Origin of the sequence: Polaribacter vadi, assembly GCF_001761365.1 — a bacterium.
Taxonomy (GTDB): domain Bacteria; phylum Bacteroidota; class Bacteroidia; order Flavobacteriales; family Flavobacteriaceae; genus Polaribacter; species Polaribacter vadi.
In genome coordinates, this window is record NZ_CP017477.1 from 1,602,224 (window position 1) to 1,622,836 (window position 20,613).

The following is a 20,613-nucleotide window of genomic DNA, read 5'->3' on the forward strand; positions in this document are numbered from 1 at the left end:
TTACGAGAAACGGTAAACGGTAAACGATGGACGAAAATTGTTGTTCGTGTTTCGTTGGTCATTGTTTACGGTGTACGGTTAACGGTTAACGAGAAACGATGGACGAAAATTGTCGATCTTTAATACTGTAATTAAAATGCCACTAATTTAAGATAGCGAATTTACAAAAAAGGTTTTTTATGAAGTGCACGTATTTAATTTTTAAAATTTGGGGATGTTTTATATTAAGGACGTCATTGCGAAGGATTTATGCTGAACTTGATTCAGCAGGTAAGATTGAAGCAATCTTTTAATTTAGTAGACCTAATAAGATACTCTTATCAATTAATTAAAATACATTTTTCTTTTAATCTTAATACTTTTTGCTTGATCAAAAAGTATTCAAAAAATCAAGACTCACTTTTATTTTACTTAAATTCTAATTTCCATTCCACTATCGCACCCAAACCGCAAGCTCCTTGAAAGCTTACCGTTCCATAGAAATTGAATTCTAACAAAAAACAAAATAAGTCGGGTTTAAATGTTAAATATCCATTCTTATAGCAAAGGAATTTGGTAAGGAACACTAAAAGAGACCAGACGTCATTGCGAAGGAGGTACGACTGAAGCAATCTTATAATGTAGTATCCCTAATAATATTTTTACACAATTTATTGAAAATCCATTTTTTTTATTCTAATACTTTTTGCTTTGGTCCGAACTTACATTCGGATTACATCAAGGCAAAAGATGAAACTAATTTCCTCTTTACTTTTTTCCATTGATGAAAAAAGTAACAAAAAAATCTAGTCTTGAATCTTCGGCGGTCAATTACGTTTTTGATGCCTAAAAGAAAAGAACTCGCAAAAGCTCAAACAGCTTTTCTTTTTTTACGGCATCTTCAAACTATTGACACTCGCCTGCCAGATTCTATGACAATTTTAGAAATTTAGAATATTTTATGTTTAATCAATTTAAGTGAGAATAAAACGTCAACTCATGGAATAGTAAAATAAGGATACCTACCAAAAGAAGTTAGAAGTTATTTTAAAAAAGTTATGATTAAAGCAATCTTGTGATTTAGAATAGGTAACAACTTTTTAAATCAATTTATTGATAGTACATTTTGTTTTACGCTAATACTTTTTGCTTGATCAAAAAGTATTCAAATAATAAAATACAGAGGATTTATGCTCTAAGTTTTTCCTACTAAGTAATAGATTTATAAATAAACTAAACCGTAATCCCAAGAAATAATGAGCGATAGTATGAAATTGCGGTGCGTAGCACTACGCATGGAATACGACTAGCGAATGTTGCGCAGCAATTTCATAGGGATTATCTTGATTTTTTGCTTCTTTTGCATCAAGGCAAAAGATGAGAAATATTTTTTAAAATACTACTTTTTACTTCTGTCCGAAATTAGTTTTGGAATCTATCAAGGCAAGAGATGAAACTAATTTCCTCTTTACTTTTTTCCATTGACAAATACTGAATCAAGTTCAGCAAAGGCTTCGACCAAAAAAATCTAGACTTATTTTTCGCTAAGCGAGTTACCAACAACCAAAATATATTTTGGTTTTGGTAGTCTTAAATTCTATAAGACATTCCACTATCGCACCCAGACTTATTATTGAGTTCCTCAATCAAGTTGAGGACAAGCTTTGGGCGCTTGCCGTTCCATACAATTTGAATTACTACGAAAATTAAAAATATGTCGGTTTTAGATGCTGATTTTTAAAGTAAATCTATATGTCAGTTCGAGTGATTCCGATTTTTCATCGGAATTGTATCGAGAACCGTTGGAGCAAAAAGCAATCTTTAGGTTTTACAAAAACGACTTAGTTAAAGGAAAAATACTTGTAATGTATTCCATAATAACACGAAATTCTAATTAATATTTGTAAAAAATGAACCTAAAATTAATGAACTTTTGTGTTTTTTGTCTTGATTTTTTGATAAAAAATGGTGAAAATTACTTGAAAAAACTACTTAAAAAGGTTGGTATTTGATGAAATAACGAGCTCAAAACAGAGCTTTTTTGATATAATATTGTTGTAAAAAAAAGAATAACAGCCTATCCCGAATTTACTTCGGGAAACAACGAACAACCTAACTCCGCTCCTTCAAATAAAAATACCGCTTCCAAAAAGACTCCTCATTTTCTGCAGTAGGATCATAATAACAGATCAAATCACGAAAGGTTAAAAAACGAACAGGACGCTCATAAAACTCTAGGATTACTTTATACTCTTTACGAGCGGTTTCATAACAAACCTCACGATACAAGGCAATATCCCAAGGGGATACCTGATCGAAAACATGAGGTTTCTTTCGCATGCCTTATTGTTCAAAGGTTTGCAATACCTCAACAGGCAACTGATAATAAGAAGCTACTTCCTCCAAACTCAACAACCCATGAGCCTCTTTTTGATAATGATCGCGCATGAGTTGATAATACTTTTTAGCCGTTTTAATATGACATCCTAAAAACATTGCCAACTCTCGCTCAAAAACTACGGTGCTCTTAAATACTCTCATAATTACATAGATATAGCACAAAACTAGCCACTTTCTATGCAAACTAAAAAAAAGTAAAAAGGAGTTTTCCCGAAAATCAGCCTAGTCCCCCCGAAAAACACAGTACTTTACTCAGCTATTTCTCTTACTGCTGACTAACAACACATTAAAACATTTTTTTGAAATAAAAAAACAGTATAAAATTAAAAAGGCAACCTATAAAAGATAGCCTTCAATGTTTTTCACAGAGTTAAAAATGTAAATATTTTATAGTTATGTGATTATAATCCTTAAGAATTAAAGTGAAGGACACCTGTTTTTCAAATAGGAATAAAAGCAAACTTCATAATTCATAATTCAAAACTCATAATTCCTAATTCCTAATTCAATCTTCGTAATTCATAATTCGTAATTCACAATTTCACATCAAGCAAATTCGCCACAATCCGAACAAACTGCTCCCGATCCACACTCTTACTATTCTTCAACGTTTCAGTAGCAGTAGTTAATTGAATAGCGTAGTGCTGCGCATTATACCAAGATCTAAAAGATGTGTCTTTGACTAAAATATGCCCTTTTTCGTAAAGAAAACGATACACAAAACTAATTACTACTTTCGTACTCAAACCTTTTGCGAGCGTATCAAACAAATAATAACCTTGGTAACTAGCAAAAATAATCTGCGGATAATCAGGTGTAGCTTGCAAACCAGCCAAAGGCAACTTAGAAGAAAAATAATTTCTAATTTGATCGATAAAAGCAGGAGATTCTTCAATTTTCAATTCAAAATAAAGCGTATCTATAAATTGCTCAAACCACAAAAGCGCACTAATTTGAAGTTGTCTTTTCTGATCTTCAAACAACAAACGATTATTTAAATGAAAAATAACAGTATCCAACGCCTCCTTCGTTGCCTGAAAGTTACAAAGATTAAAGTCTGATTCAAAAAGCAAACTATAATATATTTCTTTAAGAATAATCCTCGCTAATAAATTAAAAGCTTCGTCAATTTCAATTATTTCCAAATTATGTACAGACAAATTCAAAGTTTGAACATAACCCCCATAAGATAAATCCATGATATTCTCAAAATGCAAATTAGAGGCAAACAAACGATCTATGGTTTTAAAACATGCCTTATGCGTTTTAATAAAGTGTACATAAAGCATCGCTTCGGGAAACTTTTCAATTGTAAACCTCACCAACTCCACATCTGCAAACTCCTCAAGTTTATCGTAAGAAAAAAATTTATCGTAATTTTTTTCAAATCTAATTTTGCGCAGCAATTTACTAGGAGAACCACCATCAGCATACTTAGCGCGCCCGATATCATAGTGATAATACAAATAGCAACTAAAATTCCGTAAAAAAACAGCCATAATTTGGGCATCCGTTAATGTTAGATCAAGGTCTTCAATTCTATCAATCCCCGAAACTAAAAAAGGGTTGATAGTATCAAATCGATCGCTCTCATATTTGATATTTTCGTTTTTCATTTTTTTTATTGCAAAATAATAAGAATACTAATTAATTTTAACACAAACAGTATAAACTTTTCAACAGAATAACAACAATTCAAAGAAAACCTGTGCTTTAAGCAAAAGATCTATACTTAAGTTAACACCGTAGTTAAACCTATACATCCTGAATACAAAGCCAGTATAAAGCCTATACAGCTTTTGTTTAAAGCGAGAAGAAAATATGGAAAAACAGGGACAAAAAGGAAAATAGAGTAAAAGATACCAAAGCTTTCCAAAGGACTCCAACAAACCCCAAAACCCAGTCTAAAACACCGCTAACTTTACAACATCATTCGGATTCAGTGTCAACACCCTAGCTGCAGACAAAGTGTTCTTCACAAGCCCAAATGTGTATATAATTAATATTTAAAATTTAAAATCATGGCAAAATTAAAGTCATTATTAAAAATCGAAGGCACCTTGGATGGGATGACCTTCTACAAAAAAGCCGATGGGCAATATTATGTAAGAACCAAAGGCGGTGTAAAAAAGGAACGTATTTTAAACGATCCTTCCTTTGCAAGAACCCGAGAAAATAACTCAGAATTTGCAGAGGTAGCAAAAAGTGGCAAACAGTTTCGAAGAGCCTTAGTAGGAGCTTTAACAAATGTAAAAGACCGTACAAAGACTACGCGCTTATCTAGTAATTTGTTTAAAGTCAAAAACTATGACACCACTTCTGGTCGAGGCGAACGAAAAGTAAGCATCGGGATTCAAGAAGCAGAAGCCAAAGTGCAATTAGTAGGTTTTGATTTTAACAAGAATGCGCCTTTAGATACGGTACTCTTGCAAAATTATGTGATAAACACAACAAGCAAAGAAATAAGTCTTGGTGATTTTATCCCCAACATCATGCTAGCAAACCCAAAAGGCGCAACTCATGTAAAAATGAGTGCCTATCACGCAAACTACGACTTTACCTCTTTCGAAAGCGAGTTAGTAGCAAGCAATGTAGAAACCTTGGCCATCGATAGTACCAGTAGCAACATTACCTTCTCTTTTACAACCCCAGCTTCAGGAACTGGAGTAGAACTATTTTTATTAAAAATAGAGTTTCTACAAGAACTAAATGGCGATTTATACCAATTAAACAACGGTACCTTCAATGCCTTAAAATTAGTAAGCATGGTTTAACAAACCACTTCAAAACAAGAGGTTGTTTGAAAAATATTTTTTTTAGACAGCCTCTTTTTTATGCGCACCATCGTCATCCTACTTCACAAATTAAACCGTCATTGCAAAAGATATATGCTAAACTTGATTCAGTACGTACGTCTGAAGCAATCTTTTCGTTTAGAATACCAAACGTCATTGCGAAGGATGTATGCTGAACTTGATTCAGTAGGTATGATTGAAGCAATCATTTAGTTTAAGAAATTTTACAATTGTTTAAAATAAAAAGCCGCTTTCTATGGAGTAAATTTATTGTCAACCTGAATTTATTTCAGGTTCTCATAGTTATTAATTCATAATATGTTAAGATGCTGAAACAAGTTCAGCATGACAAAATTTAATACTATTTAGACAACCTATGAAGTGGGCAATGAGGGATTGGATATCCCTTATTGAAACCGCTACTGCAAATACAATCCTCATGAGCTTCGCTCATGTTGGATTTTTTGTTTTCAGAAAATCATGAAGCGAGCTTCTGATTTTTGAAAACAAAAAATCCTGATGAAAAAAATCATCAGGATTGTGATTGATGTGGGCAATGAGGGATTCGAACCCCCGACCCTCTCGGTGTAAACGAGATGCTCTGAACCAACTGAGCTAATTGCCCGATTTTATTTTAATTCCGTTTCGGTAGGAATGTTGTGGGCAATGAGGGATTCGAACCCCCGACCCTCTCGGTGTAAACGAGATGCTCTGAACCAACTGAGCTAATTGCCCTCAATTGCGGGTGCAAATATAATATTGTTTTAGAAAAAAACAACACTATTCTAATTTAATTTTATAAAATTTCAGCAACAACAAACGTACTTCCTCCTACATACACAACATCTTCTTTACCAGCTCTTCGCTTCGCCGTTTCAAAAGCTTGATTTACAGAATCAAACGAATCTCCAGTCAGATGATACTTGTATGTTGCTTCTTGTAATATTTTTTCTAACATTCCTCTTGGGATGTCTGGTTTACAAAAATAATACGTTGCTGATTTCGGAAAAAGAGGCAAGACTTCCTCTAATTTCTTATCTGAAACGACACCTAAAACAATATGAAGTTGATTGTACTTTTCTTTTTTTAGTTGTTGTAATACAATTTCCAATCCCTCTTTATTATGAGCTGTATCTGCAATTACTTTTGGATACTCCTGAAGAATCTGCCATCTCCCTTTTAAGTTCGTATTCTTTACCACATTGAACAGGCCATTTACAATATCTTCTTTAGAAACTTGAAATCCTTTCAATTGCTGAATTGCAGCAACTGCGGTTTTAGTGTTTTTTTGTTGATAATCGCCCAGCAAATCTGTTTTGTAGGGATACTGATCATCCGAAGCAAAAAAGATTTCTGAATGATGCTCTTCTGCTTTCTTTTTAAAGACTGCAACAACCTCGGCTTGCTTCTCCCCTATAATTACTGGAATATTATTTTTGATGATGCCCGCTTTTTCAAATGCAATTTCTGGTAAGGTCTCTCCTAAAAACTGAGTGTGATCTAACCCTATGTTGGTAATTACTGATACTTCTGGTGTTATAATATTTGTGGAGTCTAATCTACCCCCTAAACCAACTTCTATAATAGCGATATCTACATTTTCATCCGCAAAATAATCAAACGCCAATCCTACTGTCATTTCGAAAAAAGATAGTTTTTGTTTTTCTAAAAATTCTTTATGCTTATGTATAAAAGACGTTACTTTCTCTTTCGGAATTTCAACACCATTTAAACGAATTCTTTCTGTAAAACTTTTTAAATGAGGTGATGTATACAAACCTACTTTATACCCTGCTTCCTGCAGGATAGAAGCCAACATGTGGCTTGTGGAACCTTTTCCGTTTGTACCACCTACATGAATTGACTTGAACTTTTTTTCTGGATTCCCTAACTCCTCAGCAAAAGCTAGAATATTTGTTAAGTCTTTTTTGAATGCTGTCTTCCCTATATTTTGATACATAGGCAATTGGCTAAACATCCAATTTAAAGTTTCTTGGTACGTCATAATACACTAAATAATTCTTTTATATTCGCTAAACATCTTAAAACTTAAAATCTGTCATTCTGAATTTATTTCAGAATCTTAGACTACATGACATACATATCCTATTACCAAGACCCTGAAATAAATTCAGGGTGACAATATGATCTTATAAACATTCTTTGTTTCCCGAAGTAAATTCGGGACAGGCTACGTTTCGTTGTTCAATTGATATAATCCTAGTTGTTGCATATTTTGAATTTAATTTGGATTCTTCAATGTCAGTTCGAGTGATTTTTGATAAAAAATTGTATCGAGAACTAGTTTAAACTTTTTTAAATTTTTGAAAACTAACAACCTCTCGACTGCGCTCGAGGAGACAGGTAATTTATGCTTTTAAAAATAATTAAAAGTTTTATTTCAGCATCTCACACGACTTTACATTAATATTCTATTTCAAGACCCTGAAATAAATTCAGGGTGACAAAATAGTAGTGTAATCGTAAACTTTTATATTCAAAAATTATTAGTCTACTCAAAATAATTTAGTGTTGCATAGCCATTATCTTTCAAAAACTGATCTTTTTTCATCAATTTTAAATCAGATTTCATCATGTCTTTCACCAAATCTTGTAAATCATATTGACACTCCCAACCTAATTTTTGTTTTGCTTTTGATGGGTCTCCAATTAATAAATCAACTTCTGTAGGTCTAAAATATTTTGGATCTACTGCCAAAACTTCTTGTCCGATTTCAGGTCGTTCTTCAATGCTTGTTTTTCGTTGTCCATTTTCACTTAAAGCAGCTTGATATTTCTCTTCGTTTATCTCTTTTACAAAACCTTTCTCATGAACTCCTTCTCCTTTAAATTCTAGCTCAATACCAACTTGCTCAAAACTCATTCTCACAAAATCTCTTACAGAGGTTGTGGTACCTGTTGCAATGACCCAATCTTCTGCTTCATCTGCCTGTAAAATCATCCACATCATTCTTACATAGTCTTTCGCATGTCCCCAATCACGTTTTGCGTCTAAGTTTCCTAAATATAATTTATCTTGCAAACCTAATGCAATTCTAGACGTTGCTCTGGTAATTTTACGCGTTACAAAAGTTTCTCCTCTTAAAGGAGATTCGTGGTTGAACAAAATTCCATTACAAGCATACATACCATACGCTTCTCTGTAGTTTACAGTAATCCAAAATGCATACATTTTAGCAACTGCATAAGGAGAACGTGGGTAAAAAGGAGTTGTTTCAGATTGTGGAACTTCTTGCACTTTTCCGTATAATTCTGATGTTGATGCCTGATAAATTCTAGTTTTCTTTTCCAAACCTAATAATCGTACAGCGTCTAAAATTCTTAACGTCCCTAAACCATCTGCATTACCAGTATATTCTGGCGTTTCAAAAGAAACTGCAACATGGCTCATTGCTGCTAGATTATAAATTTCATCGGGTTGAATTTCTTTTATCAAACGCGTAATATTGGTACTATCAGTCATGTCCCCATAATGTAAAAAGAAATTACGATTATCTACATGAGGATCTTGATATAAATGATCGATTCTATCTGTATTAAATAAAGAGGACCTTCTTTTCATTCCATGAACTTCGTATCCCTTTTTGAGTAAAAACTCACTTAAATACGCGCCATCTTGTCCTGTTACTCCTGTTATAAATGCTACTTTCATTTTTGTTTTCTTTGTTCGTTGTTGGTTGGTCGTTGATCGTTGTTTGTTGTTCGTTGTTCGTTGTTCGAAACAATAAAAAACAATAAACTATATATCTATTTCAGTGATTTTATCAATTTATATAACATCATTTTGATTCTTGTACATAAAATATTTAATTCATGATACTCTTCAATAGAGATATAATTTAAATCTTTCGCTAAAAATAATTGATAATTCGCTTCCTCTAAAGATCCTTTTGCAATATATAAAAACTGAATAAATTCTTTTTTATATTGTCTTCCTTGACCTTCTATTATATTTGTTGGCACACTACTGACACTTCTTCTCAATTGACTCGTTAAACCATACATTTCTAAAGAGGGAAACTTTTTAGAAATCGTATATACTTTCAAAGTTAATTGATGGGCTAATTTCCATACTTCAAGATTATTTTCCATATTTTTTATTCGTTGTTCGCTGTTCGTTGTTGGTTAGTCGCTAGGCGAAAAACGGAAATCGAAAAACGATGGACGACAAGCGAACAGCTTCATCACATTTTCACCTCCTTAATATGATCAATATTCTCCAAAAACCATTGATATGTTTTTTCAATTCCTGTTGCTAATTCAGTTTTATAATGCCAACCTAAATTTTTCATTTTTGAAACATCCATTAATTTTCTTGGTGTCCCATCTGGTTTTGTAGCATCCCAAACAATTTCTCCTTGATGTCCTACTACTTTTTGAATGGTTTCTGCCAACTCTTTAATAGTGATATCTTTTCCTGTACCTACATTATATAAATACTCTGGTAAGGAATTCTCTAAAGCAAAAACAACGGCTTCTGCCATGTCATCTACAAATAAAAACTCTCTCATAGGGGTTCCACTTCCCCATAATTTTACTGGCTTATTATTTATTTTAGCTTCATGAAATTTACGCAACATTGCTGGTAAAACATGGGATGTTTTCAAATCAAAATTATCAAAATAACCATATAAATTGGTAGGCATTAAGCTTACATACTCTTTTTGAAACTGATTCCTAATAGCTTGACAGCTTTTAACCCCTGTTATTTTTGCAATCGCATACCACTCATTGGTAGGCTCTAAAGTATCTGTTAATAAATACTCTTCTTTTAAAGGTTGTGGTGCAAACTTCGGATAAATACAAGAACTTCCTAAAAAAATAAATTTTTCAACATGAGTTTTTAAAGAAGTATCGATCAAATTGTTTTGAATCTGCATGTTTTCCATTAAAAACTGATATGGAAAATCATTATTCGCTAAAATACCTCCAACTCTTGCAGCTGCATCAATGACAATGGTAGGTTTTTCTTTTTCAAAAAAATCTAGAACTTGTTGTTGATTTCTTAAATCTAAGTCTTTGCTACTCTCTCCAATTAAATTGGAGTATCCTTTTTTTTCTAAAGTTCTCCAAATTGCAGCACCAACCATACCTCTATGACCTGCAATGTATATTTTTGTGCTTTTATTCACGTGGTTCGATTTTCATTATTTGATGTTCGTTGCTCGACTTTCGTTTTTCGTTGTTCGTTGTTCGATTAACGGCTGACGATAAACGAAGTTCGGTTATTTTCCTATTTGATAATATTCAAATCCTTTTTCTTGAAGATGAAATACATTGTACTGATTTCTGCCATCAAAAATGATTGGCGAATTCAATTTGAGTTTTATTTCTTCGAAATCAGGTGAACGAAATTCTTTCCATTCCGTCATTAAAATCAACGCATCTGCATTGTCTAAAACCTGATATTTAGCATCGAAATAGGTGATGTTTTTTAACTCTTTTAAATAAAATTGTTTGGCAGTTTCAATAGCTTTAGGATCATAGACATTAATCTTTGCCCCTTTCTCTAACAATGCTTTAATCACATAAATAGAAGGTGCTTCACGAACATCATCTGTACCTGGTTTAAATGACAACCCCCACATTGCAAATGTTTTCCCACTTAAATCGGCTCCAAATCGATGGATAATTTTATCGAAAATGATTAGTTTTTGAGCATCATTAACAGCTTCCACTGAAGCAATTAATTTTGCTGTGTAACCATGACTTTCTGCAATTCTATGAAGTGCTTTTACATCCTTTGGAAAACAAGAACCACCATAACCTGCTCCTGGATAAATAAAGTTATAGCCGATTCTACTGTCTGAACCAATACCTATTCTTACTTTATTAGCATCTGCTCCCACTTTTTCACAAATATTAGCAATTTCATTGATAAAAGAAATCTTAGTCGCCAACATTGCATTGGCAGCATATTTGGTCATTTCTGCAGAACGAATATCCATCCTTATAAAACGATCATGAGTTCTAAAAAAAGGAGAATATAATTGCTCCATTTTTTGAAAAGCGATTTCAGAATCCGCTCCAATAACCACTCTATCTGGTTTCATAAAATCGGAAATAGCAGCCCCTTCTTTCAAAAATTCGGGATTAGAAACTACGTGAAATTTCACTTGAATTTTTCTAGCATCTAATTCTTTCTGAATAATTTCTTTAACTTTATCTGCTGTACCAATAGGCACTGTAGATTTATTTACAATAATGGTTTCCTTGGTAATAACCTGCCCAATATCTTTGGCTGCTTGATAAAAGTATTGCAACTCAACCTCATTATCATCTTTTGTAGGAGTACCAACAGCAATAAAGATAATTTCTGTCTTTGCAATAAATTCTTTTAAATTGGAGCTAAAAAATAATGTTTTGTGTAGGTTTTTTGTAACCAACCCCTCTAAACCAGGTTCAAAAATGGGAATTATTCCTTGCTTTAAGTTCTTGATTTTATCAACATCAATATCTACACAGGTAACTTTATTACCCATTTCTGCAAAACATGTTCCTGCTGTTAAGCCTACATAGCCAGTTCCTATTACAGTGATATTCAATCTTATTTATTTTGTTTCGTTGTTCGATTTTCGTTGTTGGTTGTTCGTTTGACGATGGTCGAGAAACATTCTGTCCATCCCTAAATAAAGTTGTACGTTGTTCGAGTTTCGTGTTACGTTCTTTGTGAAATGCCAAAAAATGGACGAGAAACGATGTTAGTTCTTCACTCTTCCAGCCTTAAACCTCAAACTTCACGCCTCACGTTTCAAACTTCATTCTTCGTGTTTCGCTGTTCGAGAAACGAAAAACGATACACCTATTTATCTTTTGTTTTTAAATTTTCTTTTTCTTGCACTTCTTTTCTCAATCCACTGCTAGAAAAGCGATGTTCTCTTTTATTGAAGTACAAATCAATTCCTTTTTCCTCACAATATTTTCTTCCTGAAAACTGCTTACTTGCGTATTCTTCTCCAATAATTCTTACATCAATTTTAAAAGAACGCAATATATCTTCTAAATCTTGTTCGGTTGCATAAGGCACAATTTCATCTACAAACCTACAGCCTTTTAATTGAATATATCTTTCCACTACAGATTGCACTGGTCTATTTTTTTCTGGTCGGTCTAATGTTGGATCTGTTTGCAAACCACAAATTAAATAATCACACTGACGTTTTGCATCTTCTAACATGGTGATATGACCTGCATGCAACAAATCAAAAGCACTAAAAGTAATTCCTATTTTCATATTTTATTTTTTTCCTAATAACCAAGATGATGATTGTATTTTATCTCCTAATCCATCAATCAATTGAATATTCAATTCCTTACAAATTGGAGCTTCTGGGATGGAATTATTATTTTGATCTCCACCATTTGCAAAGCCAAAATCATATTCATTTCTGTATGTTTTAACAAGACTTCGAATCGATTCACAAACAGTTCTATCTGTATCTATGGATATGATTGCCTTATCTACGGCTTTTATATTCTGAACAATAAATAAGCGTTCATCTTCTTTCTGAAATTCTTTAGAACCTTTTAATGCTCTTTGTAAATCGCTATTTACAATTACAAATAACTCATCCGCTAAAGATCTTGCATTATTAAAATACTCTAAATGTCCTTTGTGAATTGGATTAAAATATCCTGAAACTATGATTGCTTTTTTCTTCATCTTCCTTCATTTTTTTGTTCTTCAAATATAATTTTAATTATCTAAAAATGGAATTTTGAATGCAAAAATTTAGCTATTTCCCAGTTTATGATGATAGAAACATATTAAAACACTCAAAAATAAAAAAACTTTTATCGGCTAAAAAAACATCTAATATTAACTAATAAAAGTATTTTATTTAAATTAAATTAGAATTATTTGGTTAAAGAAAACTTATAAATAATAGTTCCTGTTTGACTTACGGGTGCTTTATCATCTGGATTCCAAGTTGTATTTAAAGCAGCTTCTTTTGCTGGATCTAATAAACACTTAGCCGTATTTGTAGAACCTTTTACCCCAGGAATTGCACTGATTACTTTGCCGTTTTTATCAACCGTAATTTTAACAACAACAGTTCCTTCTTCTTGACAATCTGGTTGTTTTATGGGTTTTAGCAATGCTTTTCTTCCTGCTAATTTATAATTTCCACCTGAACCACCTCCTGTATTTCCATAATATTTATTAGACTTTGGATCTCCATTTTCAGTTCCTTTTACACCTTCCTGTGTGTCATCTCCTTCTCCTTTTGGATTTCCATCGGATGCATTTCCATTCAATAAACTATTTAAAGCATCTGTGGTTTCTTTAGATGGTTTTGGCTTTGGAACTACTTTTGGTATTTCTTTTTTTACAACTTCTTTTACAGGTTTCTTTTTTACTTCTTTTACTTTTTCGACTACAGGAACTTCTTCAGCAGTTTCGGCTGTAATAATTTCTTCCTTAATAATTTCTTTCGGAGTTTCTTTTACTTCTTCAACAGCTTCTTGCTCTTGTTCTACAACTTTAGCAGTGGGTGCTTTCTTAGTATTTTCAACAGGCTCTCCACTACCAACGTTCGCATCTCCAAAATTAATTGCCAAACCATATTCTTCTGGTGGATCTAAATACTGCATCCCATAATTAAAAATCACAAACAACAAAAGCAACAAAATAACGGCTGTTATTGCTGCTGATTTACGTTTATGTTTAGTTTCTAATATTGGCATCATATAAAATACCTACAAGGTTTTTAAAACCTTGCAGGATGAATTATTTATTTAGCATTGACAGCTAAAATCATTTTTAATTTATTCTTATTGGCAATGTCAATTACTTGCATCACATTTTTATAAGGTACATCTTTATCACCTCTAATAATAATGGTTTTCTTTTTATCTGCCCCCACATTTCTTAAAATTTCACTTTCTAGATTTGCTGAACTTACTTGTGTTTTATCAATATAAAAAATAGACTCGTTTGTTATTGAAACTGCCACAGATTTACTGTTTTCAGTTTTTCCTCCAGCTTTTGGCAACAAAACATCAATAGCACTTACAGTTACTAAAGTTGATGTAAGCATAAAAAATATCAACAATAAAAAAACAATATCTGTCATGGACGACATATTGAATGTAGGGTCTACTTTATTTCTTCCTTTTAAATTCATACTAAAAATTCAAAGTTCTGGGTTTAAAATTCAAAGTTTAAAATTAGGCTTGGAAACCTTGAGTTTTGAACTTTAAATATTGAACTAATTTACACTGGCTCGTTTAACAAATCTAAAAACTCAACGGATTTTGCCTCCATTTGATACACCACTTTATCCGTTCTTACCACCAAATGATTATAAGTTATATAGGCAATAATACCCACAATTAAACCAGCAACTGTAGTTGTCATGGCTGTATACAAACCATCTGAAAGCATTTTTATATCTATTTGACCTCCAGCATTTGCTATTTCATGAATAGCCACAATCATTCCGATTACAGTTCCTAAAAAACCAATCATGGGTGCAGCTCCTGCAATTGTTGCTAAAACAGAAACATTTTTTTCAAGCTGATACACTTCTAACTTTCCTGCTGTTTCAATAGCTGTATTGATATCTTCTAAAGGTTTCCCAATTCTTGATATTCCTTTTCCAATTAAACGTGCGGTAGGTGTATTTTTACTTTTACATAAAGCATTTGCAGCATCTAGTTTCCCATTTGTTACAAAGTCTTTAATTTGATTCATAAAGTTTACATCAATTTTAGAGGCGGCTTTAATGGCAAAAAATCGTTCAAAATAAATATACAAACCAACCGCTAAAAGCACAAATAGGATTCCTATAATTATTTGTCCTCCTAAACCACCATCCATAATTAAATTATAGACCGATAATGTTTTCTCTTCTTGAATAGCTTCTTCTAACAACTCCGTGTTTTCTTGAAAAAATGATATCATTCAACTATTTTTTTAAATTCTATATTATAAACGTGTATTCTCTTTTTAAATTGTTTCAATACACAAAAAATCAATTTACTTGTATCAAAAAAAATGCCATTCTGTACGATAACAAAATGACATTTTTTTATATTTCAATTTTTCTGATTTAAACGAATGATCTAATTACGATAAAGGCTAAAGAACCAACTAAAAATCCAATTAGCGCTAACCAAGATATTTTTTTAATATACCAGAAAAAATCTATTTTTTCCATTCCCATTGCTACAACTCCAGCAGCAGAACCAATAATTAACATAGAACCTCCTGTACCTGCAGAAAATGCGATAAAGTGCCATAAAGGATTATCTAAAGATTCAGAAAACATCCCTAAACTTGCAGCGACTAAAGGTACATTATCAATTACTGCAGAACCAATTCCTAATAAAATTACCACTAAATCAGAAACACCTGTTCCTGCTAATTCAGTTCCCATTAAAGGAATTCCTTGTTTTAAACTATCAGCAAAATTGAATAAAATTCCCAAAGATTCTAAAGCTGCAACTGCCATTAAAATTCCTAAGAAAAATAAAATACTTGGCATTTCAATTTTTGATAATGAGGAATGTACTGGACTATGATGTGCTCCAGATTCATGCTCATCTGCTTGCTCTCCTTCTACTGTAGAAATTGAGAATTTAGAATTACTAAATATTTCTGCAAAAGTAGCTACAATCCCTAAAGATAACATCATCCCTACATAAGGTGGTAAATGCGTAATTGTTTTAAAAACAGGTACAAATAAAATAGCACCTAATCCTAAATATAACATTTTTGCGCTATGAGGACTTTTTGGTTTTTCAACTTCATTTTCATCATAATCTATTTCACCTTTAAAAGCTGGTAAAAATGTTGCAATAAACGTTGGTACCACCATACATAATAAAGAAGGAACAAATAAATACGTAAATAACATTCCTGTACTTACTTTATCGCCAATCCAAAGCATGGTTGTAGTAACGTCTCCAATAGGAGAAAAAGCACCACCTGCATTGGCTGCAATAATAATTAAACCTGCGAACCAGATTCTATCTTCTCTAGTTTTTACAATTTTTTGTAAAATTGAAATTAAGACAATAGTTGCTGTTAAATTATCTATAATTGCTGATAAAACAAACGCTAAAATTGAAAACATCCAAAGCAATTTTTTCTTGCCTTTAAAGTTTACATATCCTTTAATAGTAGAAAATCCATCAAAATAATCGATAATTTCAACAATCGTCATCGCTCCTAAAAGAAACACCAGAATCTCTGCAGTTTTACCTAAATGATGTAATAAAGTTTCTTCGACCAAATGTAATTTATCATCATGTGCCATCGATGCAAAACCATCTACCAGACCATGATTGGCAGAATCAAACCAATTAGAAAAACTATCTACACCAAGTGCTACGATTGCCCAGCAAACTGCCATCATTATTAAGGCAGGTATTAATTTGTCTAATTTTAAATTATGCTCTAAAGTAATGGCTAAATAACCCAGTACAAATACGATAATAATTATTGATTCCATATATATTAATTTAGTTTAAATTAGTTCTTTTAGTGCGATTTCAAATGCTGTTGAGCATATTTTTGTTTTAGATGCACTTTTGTTAAATGTTTTTTGCAATGCTTTTTTAATGGTGTTTGAGGTATCATCAAAAATAGCCTTGTCTTGCATTGGCAATGTAACTCTTGCTTCCATTAAATAAGCAAAAACTCTTGCAATTCCGCAATTAGAAATAAAATCTGGCAACAAACTTAAGTGATTATCTGTATATTCCATAATAGGTCCAAAGAAAATTTCTTTATCAGCAAAAGGAACATTGGCTCCAGGGGAAATTACTTCCAATCCTGTATTGATCATTTGTTGCACTTGGTCTTGAGAAACTAATCTTGATGCTGCAGCAGGAACAAATATTTCTGCTGGCAAACTCCAAACTTTCTCATTTATTTCTGCAAATGGAATCATGTTTTTAGACGCTAATTGATTTCCATCTTTCGATAAAAATAAATTCGTCATTTCGTCTTTCGTAAAACCTTTTTCGTTGATGACTCCTCCTTGTCGATCTATAATCCCAACAACTTTTGCACCTAATTTTGTTAAATAATAGGCTGCAGCAGCTCCTACATTTCCAAAACCTTGCACAATGGCTCTTTTACCAACAATAGATCCTCCATAAATATCGTAATAATGCCTAACAGCTTCTGCAACTCCATAACCTGTTAACATGTCTGCTACTGTATATTTTCTAGAAATATCTGGCGAAAACTGTTTGTCTTCAATTACTTTGATAACGCCCAAACGCAATTGACCAATTCTATTAATTTTATCGGCTTCAGTAGGTTTAAAGTGACCGTTAAAAATTCCTTCTTGAGGATGCCAAACACCACAATCTTCGGTAATTGGAATTACATCTTTATCTGCATCTACGTTTAAATCGCCTCCAGTTCCATAATAGTGTTTCAATAATGGCGTAACTGCTTTATACCAACGTTCTAAAACACCTCTTTTTCTTGGATCATTTGGATCGAAGTTAATACCCGATTTTGCACCACCAATTGCTGGCCCAGAAACTGTAAATTTTATTTCCATGGTTTTTGCTAATGACAAAACTTCGTTCATATCTAAACCTTGTCTCATTCTTGTTCCACCTCCAGCAGCTCCACCTCTTAAAGAGTTAATCACTGTCCAACCTTCTGCTTCTGTTTCTTGATCTTTCCAATGAAACACAATTTCTGGTTGTTTATTTTCGTATATTTTTAATAATTCTTTCATGTTTAATTTTGATAATTTTTCAACTTAATTATTTATTTTCTAAAGCAATTTTCTGTAAAACATTCATTAGAAGAGCTAAAGTTGATTCATTTTTTAAATTAATTTTAAGAATTATTATTCATCATTACAGTTCCTGACAAACTTACTGTAAAATTTGTAATTTTTAAAATATTTATCTGAAAAGTATTGTTGTTTTTTTGGGTTCGAGATTACTTTTAAAATTATATATTATGGGTAAAATATAACGCCAGAGGAATGATCTTTACTTGCACCAGTTACCGATTTTAAACAATTTATTTTATTATGAATCTTCAGCAATCCTAAAAAAGCAAAAATTAAAGCCTCTTTATAATCGATTAATTCTTTAGAGGGCAACACAATTTGAGCGTTAGAATATTGCCGAATTTCATCCATTAAAAAAGTATTAAAAACACCTCCACCAGTAATTAAAACTTTATCATTTTTGTAAATCACCTTACTGATTTGTAGTGCAATATGTGCCACAAAAGTTCTTAAGATTGATGGAACATCTGTTTCCAACTCATCAATTAAAGGGAACATATTTTTTTGAACCCATTCCAATCCTAAAGATTTTGGTGGTGTTTGTTGATAAAACTCAAGTTCGTTCAACTTCTCAAAAAGAACTTCATTTATTTTTCCTTCGGATGCAATTTTACCAGATGCATCATATTCTAACCCGATTTTATTGGCGTAAAAATTTAAGACAATATTTACAGGACAAATATCAAAAGCAATTCTAGTGTTATCTTTATGATAAGACACATTTGAAAATCCACCTAAATTAACACAAAAATCATATTCAGAAAATAGTAATTCATCTCCAATTGGCACTAAAGGCGCTCCTTGACCACCTAATTGTAAATCTTGCGTTCTAAAATCACAAACGACTTTTTGTTTTGTGATTTTGGCAATTTCTGCTCCAGAACCAATTTGCAACGTAATTCCTTTTTCTGGCTGATGTAAAATGGTATGTCCATGAGAGGCAATAAAATCAATCTTTGCAATTTTATAATTGCTGATAAAATTATTGAGTATTTCTCCTAAAAATCGCCCATAAGTAACATCTAATTGTTGCAAAGTAGTTGTATCAGAAAAAATAGCATTCTGCAAAAGTTGCTTCCATTCTTTGGAATATGGAATGGTTTCTGCATGGAGAATTTTAAAATTTTTGTAGTCATCATTCTTAAAATAAACATACACCAAATCAATTCCATCTAAAGAAGTGCCAGACATTAAACCAATGGCGAAAGTTTCATTTATAATCATATCAGTAAAAATAATAAAAGTCTATTGAAAATATGTTACGAAATCGATATATTTGCACTCGTAAATTAAGAATATAACAAAACATACCTATGGATTTTAGCTTAACAGAAGAGCATATCATGATTCGTGATGCAGCAAGAGATTTTGCACAAACAGAATTATTACCTGGCGTTATTGAAAGAGACAATAAACAGGAATTTCCACAAGAATTGGTCAAAAAAATGGGCGATTTAGGTTTTCTGGGAATTATGGTAGATCCAAAATACGGAGGAAGTGGAATGGACGCTATTTCTTACGTATTAATTATGGAAGAATTATCAAAAATCGATGCTTCTGCCTCTGTAATTGTTTCTGTAAACAATTCATTGGTTTGTTATGGTTTAGAATCTTATGCAAATGAAGATCAAAAACAAAAATATTTAACAAAATTAGCGACTGGAGAATTTGTAGGCGCCTTTTGTTTGAGTGAGCCAGAAGCTGGTTCCGATGCAACATCGCAAGCAACAACTGCTATCGACAAAGGAGATCATTATGTAATTAACGGAACTAAAAACTGGATTACAAGTGGTGGAAGAGCTGATGTTTATTTAGTGATTGCACAAACTGACAGAGAAAAAGGTCACAGAGGAATTAACGCTTTTATCGTTGAAAAAGGAACAGAAGGTTTTCATGTAGGTCCTAAAGAAGATAAATTAGGAATTAGAGGTTCAGACACCCATACATTACAATTTAACGACGTAAAAGTGCCAAAAGAAAACAGAATTGGTGAGGATGGTTTTGGTTTTAAATTCGCCATGAAAACACTTTCGGGTGGTAGAATTGGGATTGCTGCTCAAGCTTTAGGAATTGCTGCTGGAGGATATGAATTGGCTTTAAAATACTCTAAAGAACGTAAAGCATTTGGAACTGAGATTTGCAATCATCAAGCAATTGCCTTCAAATTAGCAGACATGTATACAGAAATTGAAGCTGCAAGAATGTTGGTTATGAAAGCTGCTTGGGACAAAGATCAAGGTAATAATTACGACATGTCATCAGCAATGGCAAAATTATACGCAAGTAAAGTTGCTATGGAACAAACAGTTGAGGCTGTGCAAATTCATGGTGGAAATGGCTTCGTCAAAGAATATCATGTAGAACGTTTAATGCGTGATGCAAAAATTACTCAAATTTACGAAGGAACTTCAGAGATCCAAAAAATAGTAATTTCTAGAGGAGTTATCAAAGGATAACAACTCATTATATATAGTGTCCAAAAATCCATCTTTTTAAAAGGTGGATTTTTCTTTTGGGCGTGTTTTTTTTAACCGTAATAATTTGTGATTTCGACGTTAGGAGAAATCCCATAAAGTAGAAACCATAATATTGAGCAACACTATGTGATTTCCCCATTTGGTCGAAAAGACAAAACTGCATGTTATTAT

At 32.4% G+C, this 20,613-nt stretch carries 17 protein-coding genes and 2 tRNA genes; 2 read left to right on the top strand and 17 right to left on the bottom strand.

Features of this window, described 5'->3' with window-relative positions:
* Positions 1-2,322: 2,322 nt before the first annotated feature.
* Both LPB03_RS07150 and LPB03_RS07155 read right to left on the bottom strand, forming a co-directional pair.
* Positions 2,323-2,520, bottom strand: a complete 198-nt coding sequence (locus tag LPB03_RS07150; RefSeq protein ID WP_065318571.1) for a hypothetical protein — start codon at positions 2,518-2,520, stop codon at positions 2,323-2,325.
* A 392-nt stretch (positions 2,521-2,912) separates the two neighbouring features.
* The gene (locus tag LPB03_RS07155) at positions 2,913-3,995 is read right to left on the bottom strand and encodes a hypothetical protein (RefSeq protein WP_065318570.1); all 1,083 of its coding nucleotides are present in this window, start codon (positions 3,993-3,995) and stop codon (positions 2,913-2,915) included.
* 405 nt (positions 3,996-4,400) lie between these two features.
* Here LPB03_RS07155 and LPB03_RS07160 point away from each other — a divergent pair, with 405 nt between their 5' ends.
* The gene (locus LPB03_RS07160; protein ID WP_065318569.1) at positions 4,401-5,153 is read left to right on the top strand and encodes a hypothetical protein; all 753 of its coding nucleotides are present in this window, start codon (positions 4,401-4,403) and stop codon (positions 5,151-5,153) included.
* A gap of 571 nt (positions 5,154-5,724) precedes the next feature.
* Here LPB03_RS07160 and LPB03_RS07165 read toward each other — a convergent pair.
* The 15 genes from LPB03_RS07165 to LPB03_RS07235 form a co-directional block, all read right to left on the bottom strand.
* Positions 5,725-5,799 (bottom strand) — tRNA-Val (locus tag LPB03_RS07165).
* Positions 5,800-5,834: 35 nt separating this feature from the next.
* Positions 5,835-5,909: transfer RNA gene (locus LPB03_RS07170), tRNA-Val, on the bottom strand.
* 61 nt (positions 5,910-5,970) lie between these two features.
* Positions 5,971-7,179: a bifunctional folylpolyglutamate synthase/dihydrofolate synthase gene (locus tag LPB03_RS07175; protein WP_065318568.1), complete on the bottom strand. Its 1,209-nt coding sequence runs from the start codon at positions 7,177-7,179 to the stop codon at positions 5,971-5,973.
* Positions 7,180-7,686: 507 nt separating this feature from the next.
* Positions 7,687-8,847, bottom strand: coding sequence for a GDP-mannose 4,6-dehydratase (gene gmd / locus LPB03_RS07180; protein ID WP_065318567.1), 1,161 nt, complete (start codon positions 8,845-8,847; stop codon positions 7,687-7,689).
* 95 nt (positions 8,848-8,942) lie between these two features.
* Positions 8,943-9,287: a four helix bundle protein gene (locus tag LPB03_RS07185; RefSeq protein ID WP_065318566.1), complete on the bottom strand. Its 345-nt coding sequence runs from the start codon at positions 9,285-9,287 to the stop codon at positions 8,943-8,945.
* A gap of 92 nt (positions 9,288-9,379) precedes the next feature.
* Complete coding sequence (locus LPB03_RS07190; RefSeq protein ID WP_083187035.1) at positions 9,380-10,327, bottom strand: GDP-L-fucose synthase family protein; 948 nt, start codon at positions 10,325-10,327, stop codon at positions 9,380-9,382.
* 93 nt (positions 10,328-10,420) lie between these two features.
* Positions 10,421-11,740, bottom strand: a complete 1,320-nt coding sequence (locus tag LPB03_RS07195; protein ID WP_065318564.1) for a UDP-glucose dehydrogenase family protein — start codon at positions 11,738-11,740, stop codon at positions 10,421-10,423.
* A gap of 257 nt (positions 11,741-11,997) precedes the next feature.
* A complete protein-coding gene (locus tag LPB03_RS07200; protein ID WP_065318563.1) occupies positions 11,998-12,429 on the bottom strand; it encodes an adenylyltransferase/cytidyltransferase family protein in 432 nt (143 codons plus the stop codon).
* Positions 12,430-12,432: 3 nt separating this feature from the next.
* Positions 12,433-12,858 carry an adenylyltransferase/cytidyltransferase family protein gene (locus tag LPB03_RS07205; RefSeq protein ID WP_065318562.1) on the bottom strand — a complete coding sequence of 142 codons (426 nt, stop codon included), beginning with the start codon at positions 12,856-12,858 and terminating at the stop codon, positions 12,433-12,435.
* A gap of 194 nt (positions 12,859-13,052) precedes the next feature.
* Positions 13,053-13,883 (bottom strand): energy transducer TonB family protein, encoded by an 831-nt coding sequence (locus LPB03_RS07210; protein WP_065318775.1) that lies wholly within the window; start codon positions 13,881-13,883, stop codon positions 13,053-13,055.
* A 47-nt stretch (positions 13,884-13,930) separates the two neighbouring features.
* Positions 13,931-14,323 carry an ExbD/TolR family protein gene (locus LPB03_RS07215; protein WP_065318561.1) on the bottom strand — a complete coding sequence of 131 codons (393 nt, stop codon included), beginning with the start codon at positions 14,321-14,323 and terminating at the stop codon, positions 13,931-13,933.
* Positions 14,324-14,412: 89 nt separating this feature from the next.
* A complete protein-coding gene (locus LPB03_RS07220; protein WP_065318560.1) occupies positions 14,413-15,102 on the bottom strand; it encodes a MotA/TolQ/ExbB proton channel family protein in 690 nt (229 codons plus the stop codon).
* Positions 15,103-15,250: 148 nt separating this feature from the next.
* Positions 15,251-16,654 (bottom strand): sodium:proton antiporter NhaD, encoded by a 1,404-nt coding sequence (gene nhaD / locus LPB03_RS07225; protein WP_065318559.1) that lies wholly within the window; start codon positions 16,652-16,654, stop codon positions 15,251-15,253.
* 15 nt (positions 16,655-16,669) lie between these two features.
* Positions 16,670-17,902 (bottom strand): Glu/Leu/Phe/Val dehydrogenase dimerization domain-containing protein, encoded by a 1,233-nt coding sequence (locus LPB03_RS07230; RefSeq protein WP_065318558.1) that lies wholly within the window; start codon positions 17,900-17,902, stop codon positions 16,670-16,672.
* A gap of 228 nt (positions 17,903-18,130) precedes the next feature.
* On the bottom strand, positions 18,131-19,189 hold the full coding sequence (locus LPB03_RS07235) for an anhydro-N-acetylmuramic acid kinase (protein ID WP_170324194.1): 1,059 nt from the start codon (positions 19,187-19,189) through the stop codon (positions 18,131-18,133).
* A gap of 89 nt (positions 19,190-19,278) precedes the next feature.
* Between LPB03_RS07235 and LPB03_RS07240 the strand changes: the two genes are divergently transcribed.
* Entirely contained in the window at positions 19,279-20,421 is a 1,143-nt protein-coding gene (locus LPB03_RS07240) for an acyl-CoA dehydrogenase (RefSeq protein ID WP_065318557.1), read from the top strand.
* Positions 20,422-20,613 lie beyond the last annotated feature (192 nt).

What these genes read in the sequence shown, in the direction of transcription:
- LPB03_RS07160 (WP_065318569.1), top strand. Translation starts at nt 4,401, where the DNA reads ATGGCAAAATTAAAGTCATTATTAAAAATCGAAGGCACCTTGGATGGG.
- LPB03_RS07220 (WP_065318560.1), bottom strand. Translation starts at nt 15,102, where the DNA reads ATGATATCATTTTTTCAAGAAAACACGGAGTTGTTAGAAGAAGCTATT.
- LPB03_RS07230 (WP_065318558.1), bottom strand. Translation starts at nt 17,902, where the DNA reads ATGAAAGAATTATTAAAAATATACGAAAATAAACAACCAGAAATTGTG.
- LPB03_RS07235 (WP_170324194.1), bottom strand. Translation starts at nt 19,189, where the DNA reads ATGATTATAAATGAAACTTTCGCCATTGGTTTAATGTCTGGCACTTCT.
- LPB03_RS07210 (WP_065318775.1), bottom strand. Translation starts at nt 13,883, where the DNA reads ATGCCAATATTAGAAACTAAACATAAACGTAAATCAGCAGCAATAACA.
- gmd (WP_065318567.1), bottom strand. Translation starts at nt 8,847, where the DNA reads ATGAAAGTAGCATTTATAACAGGAGTAACAGGACAAGATGGCGCGTAT.
- LPB03_RS07200 (WP_065318563.1), bottom strand. Translation starts at nt 12,429, where the DNA reads ATGAAAATAGGAATTACTTTTAGTGCTTTTGATTTGTTGCATGCAGGT.
- LPB03_RS07215 (WP_065318561.1), bottom strand. Translation starts at nt 14,323, where the DNA reads ATGAATTTAAAAGGAAGAAATAAAGTAGACCCTACATTCAATATGTCG.
- LPB03_RS07240 (WP_065318557.1), top strand. Translation starts at nt 19,279, where the DNA reads ATGGATTTTAGCTTAACAGAAGAGCATATCATGATTCGTGATGCAGCA.
- LPB03_RS07155 (WP_065318570.1), bottom strand. Translation starts at nt 3,995, where the DNA reads ATGAAAAACGAAAATATCAAATATGAGAGCGATCGATTTGATACTATC.
- nhaD (WP_065318559.1), bottom strand. Translation starts at nt 16,654, where the DNA reads ATGGAATCAATAATTATTATCGTATTTGTACTGGGTTATTTAGCCATT.
- LPB03_RS07205 (WP_065318562.1), bottom strand. Translation starts at nt 12,858, where the DNA reads ATGAAGAAAAAAGCAATCATAGTTTCAGGATATTTTAATCCAATTCAC.
- LPB03_RS07150 (WP_065318571.1), bottom strand. Translation starts at nt 2,520, where the DNA reads ATGAGAGTATTTAAGAGCACCGTAGTTTTTGAGCGAGAGTTGGCAATG.
- LPB03_RS07185 (WP_065318566.1), bottom strand. Translation starts at nt 9,287, where the DNA reads ATGGAAAATAATCTTGAAGTATGGAAATTAGCCCATCAATTAACTTTG.
- LPB03_RS07175 (WP_065318568.1), bottom strand. Translation starts at nt 7,179, where the DNA reads ATGACGTACCAAGAAACTTTAAATTGGATGTTTAGCCAATTGCCTATG.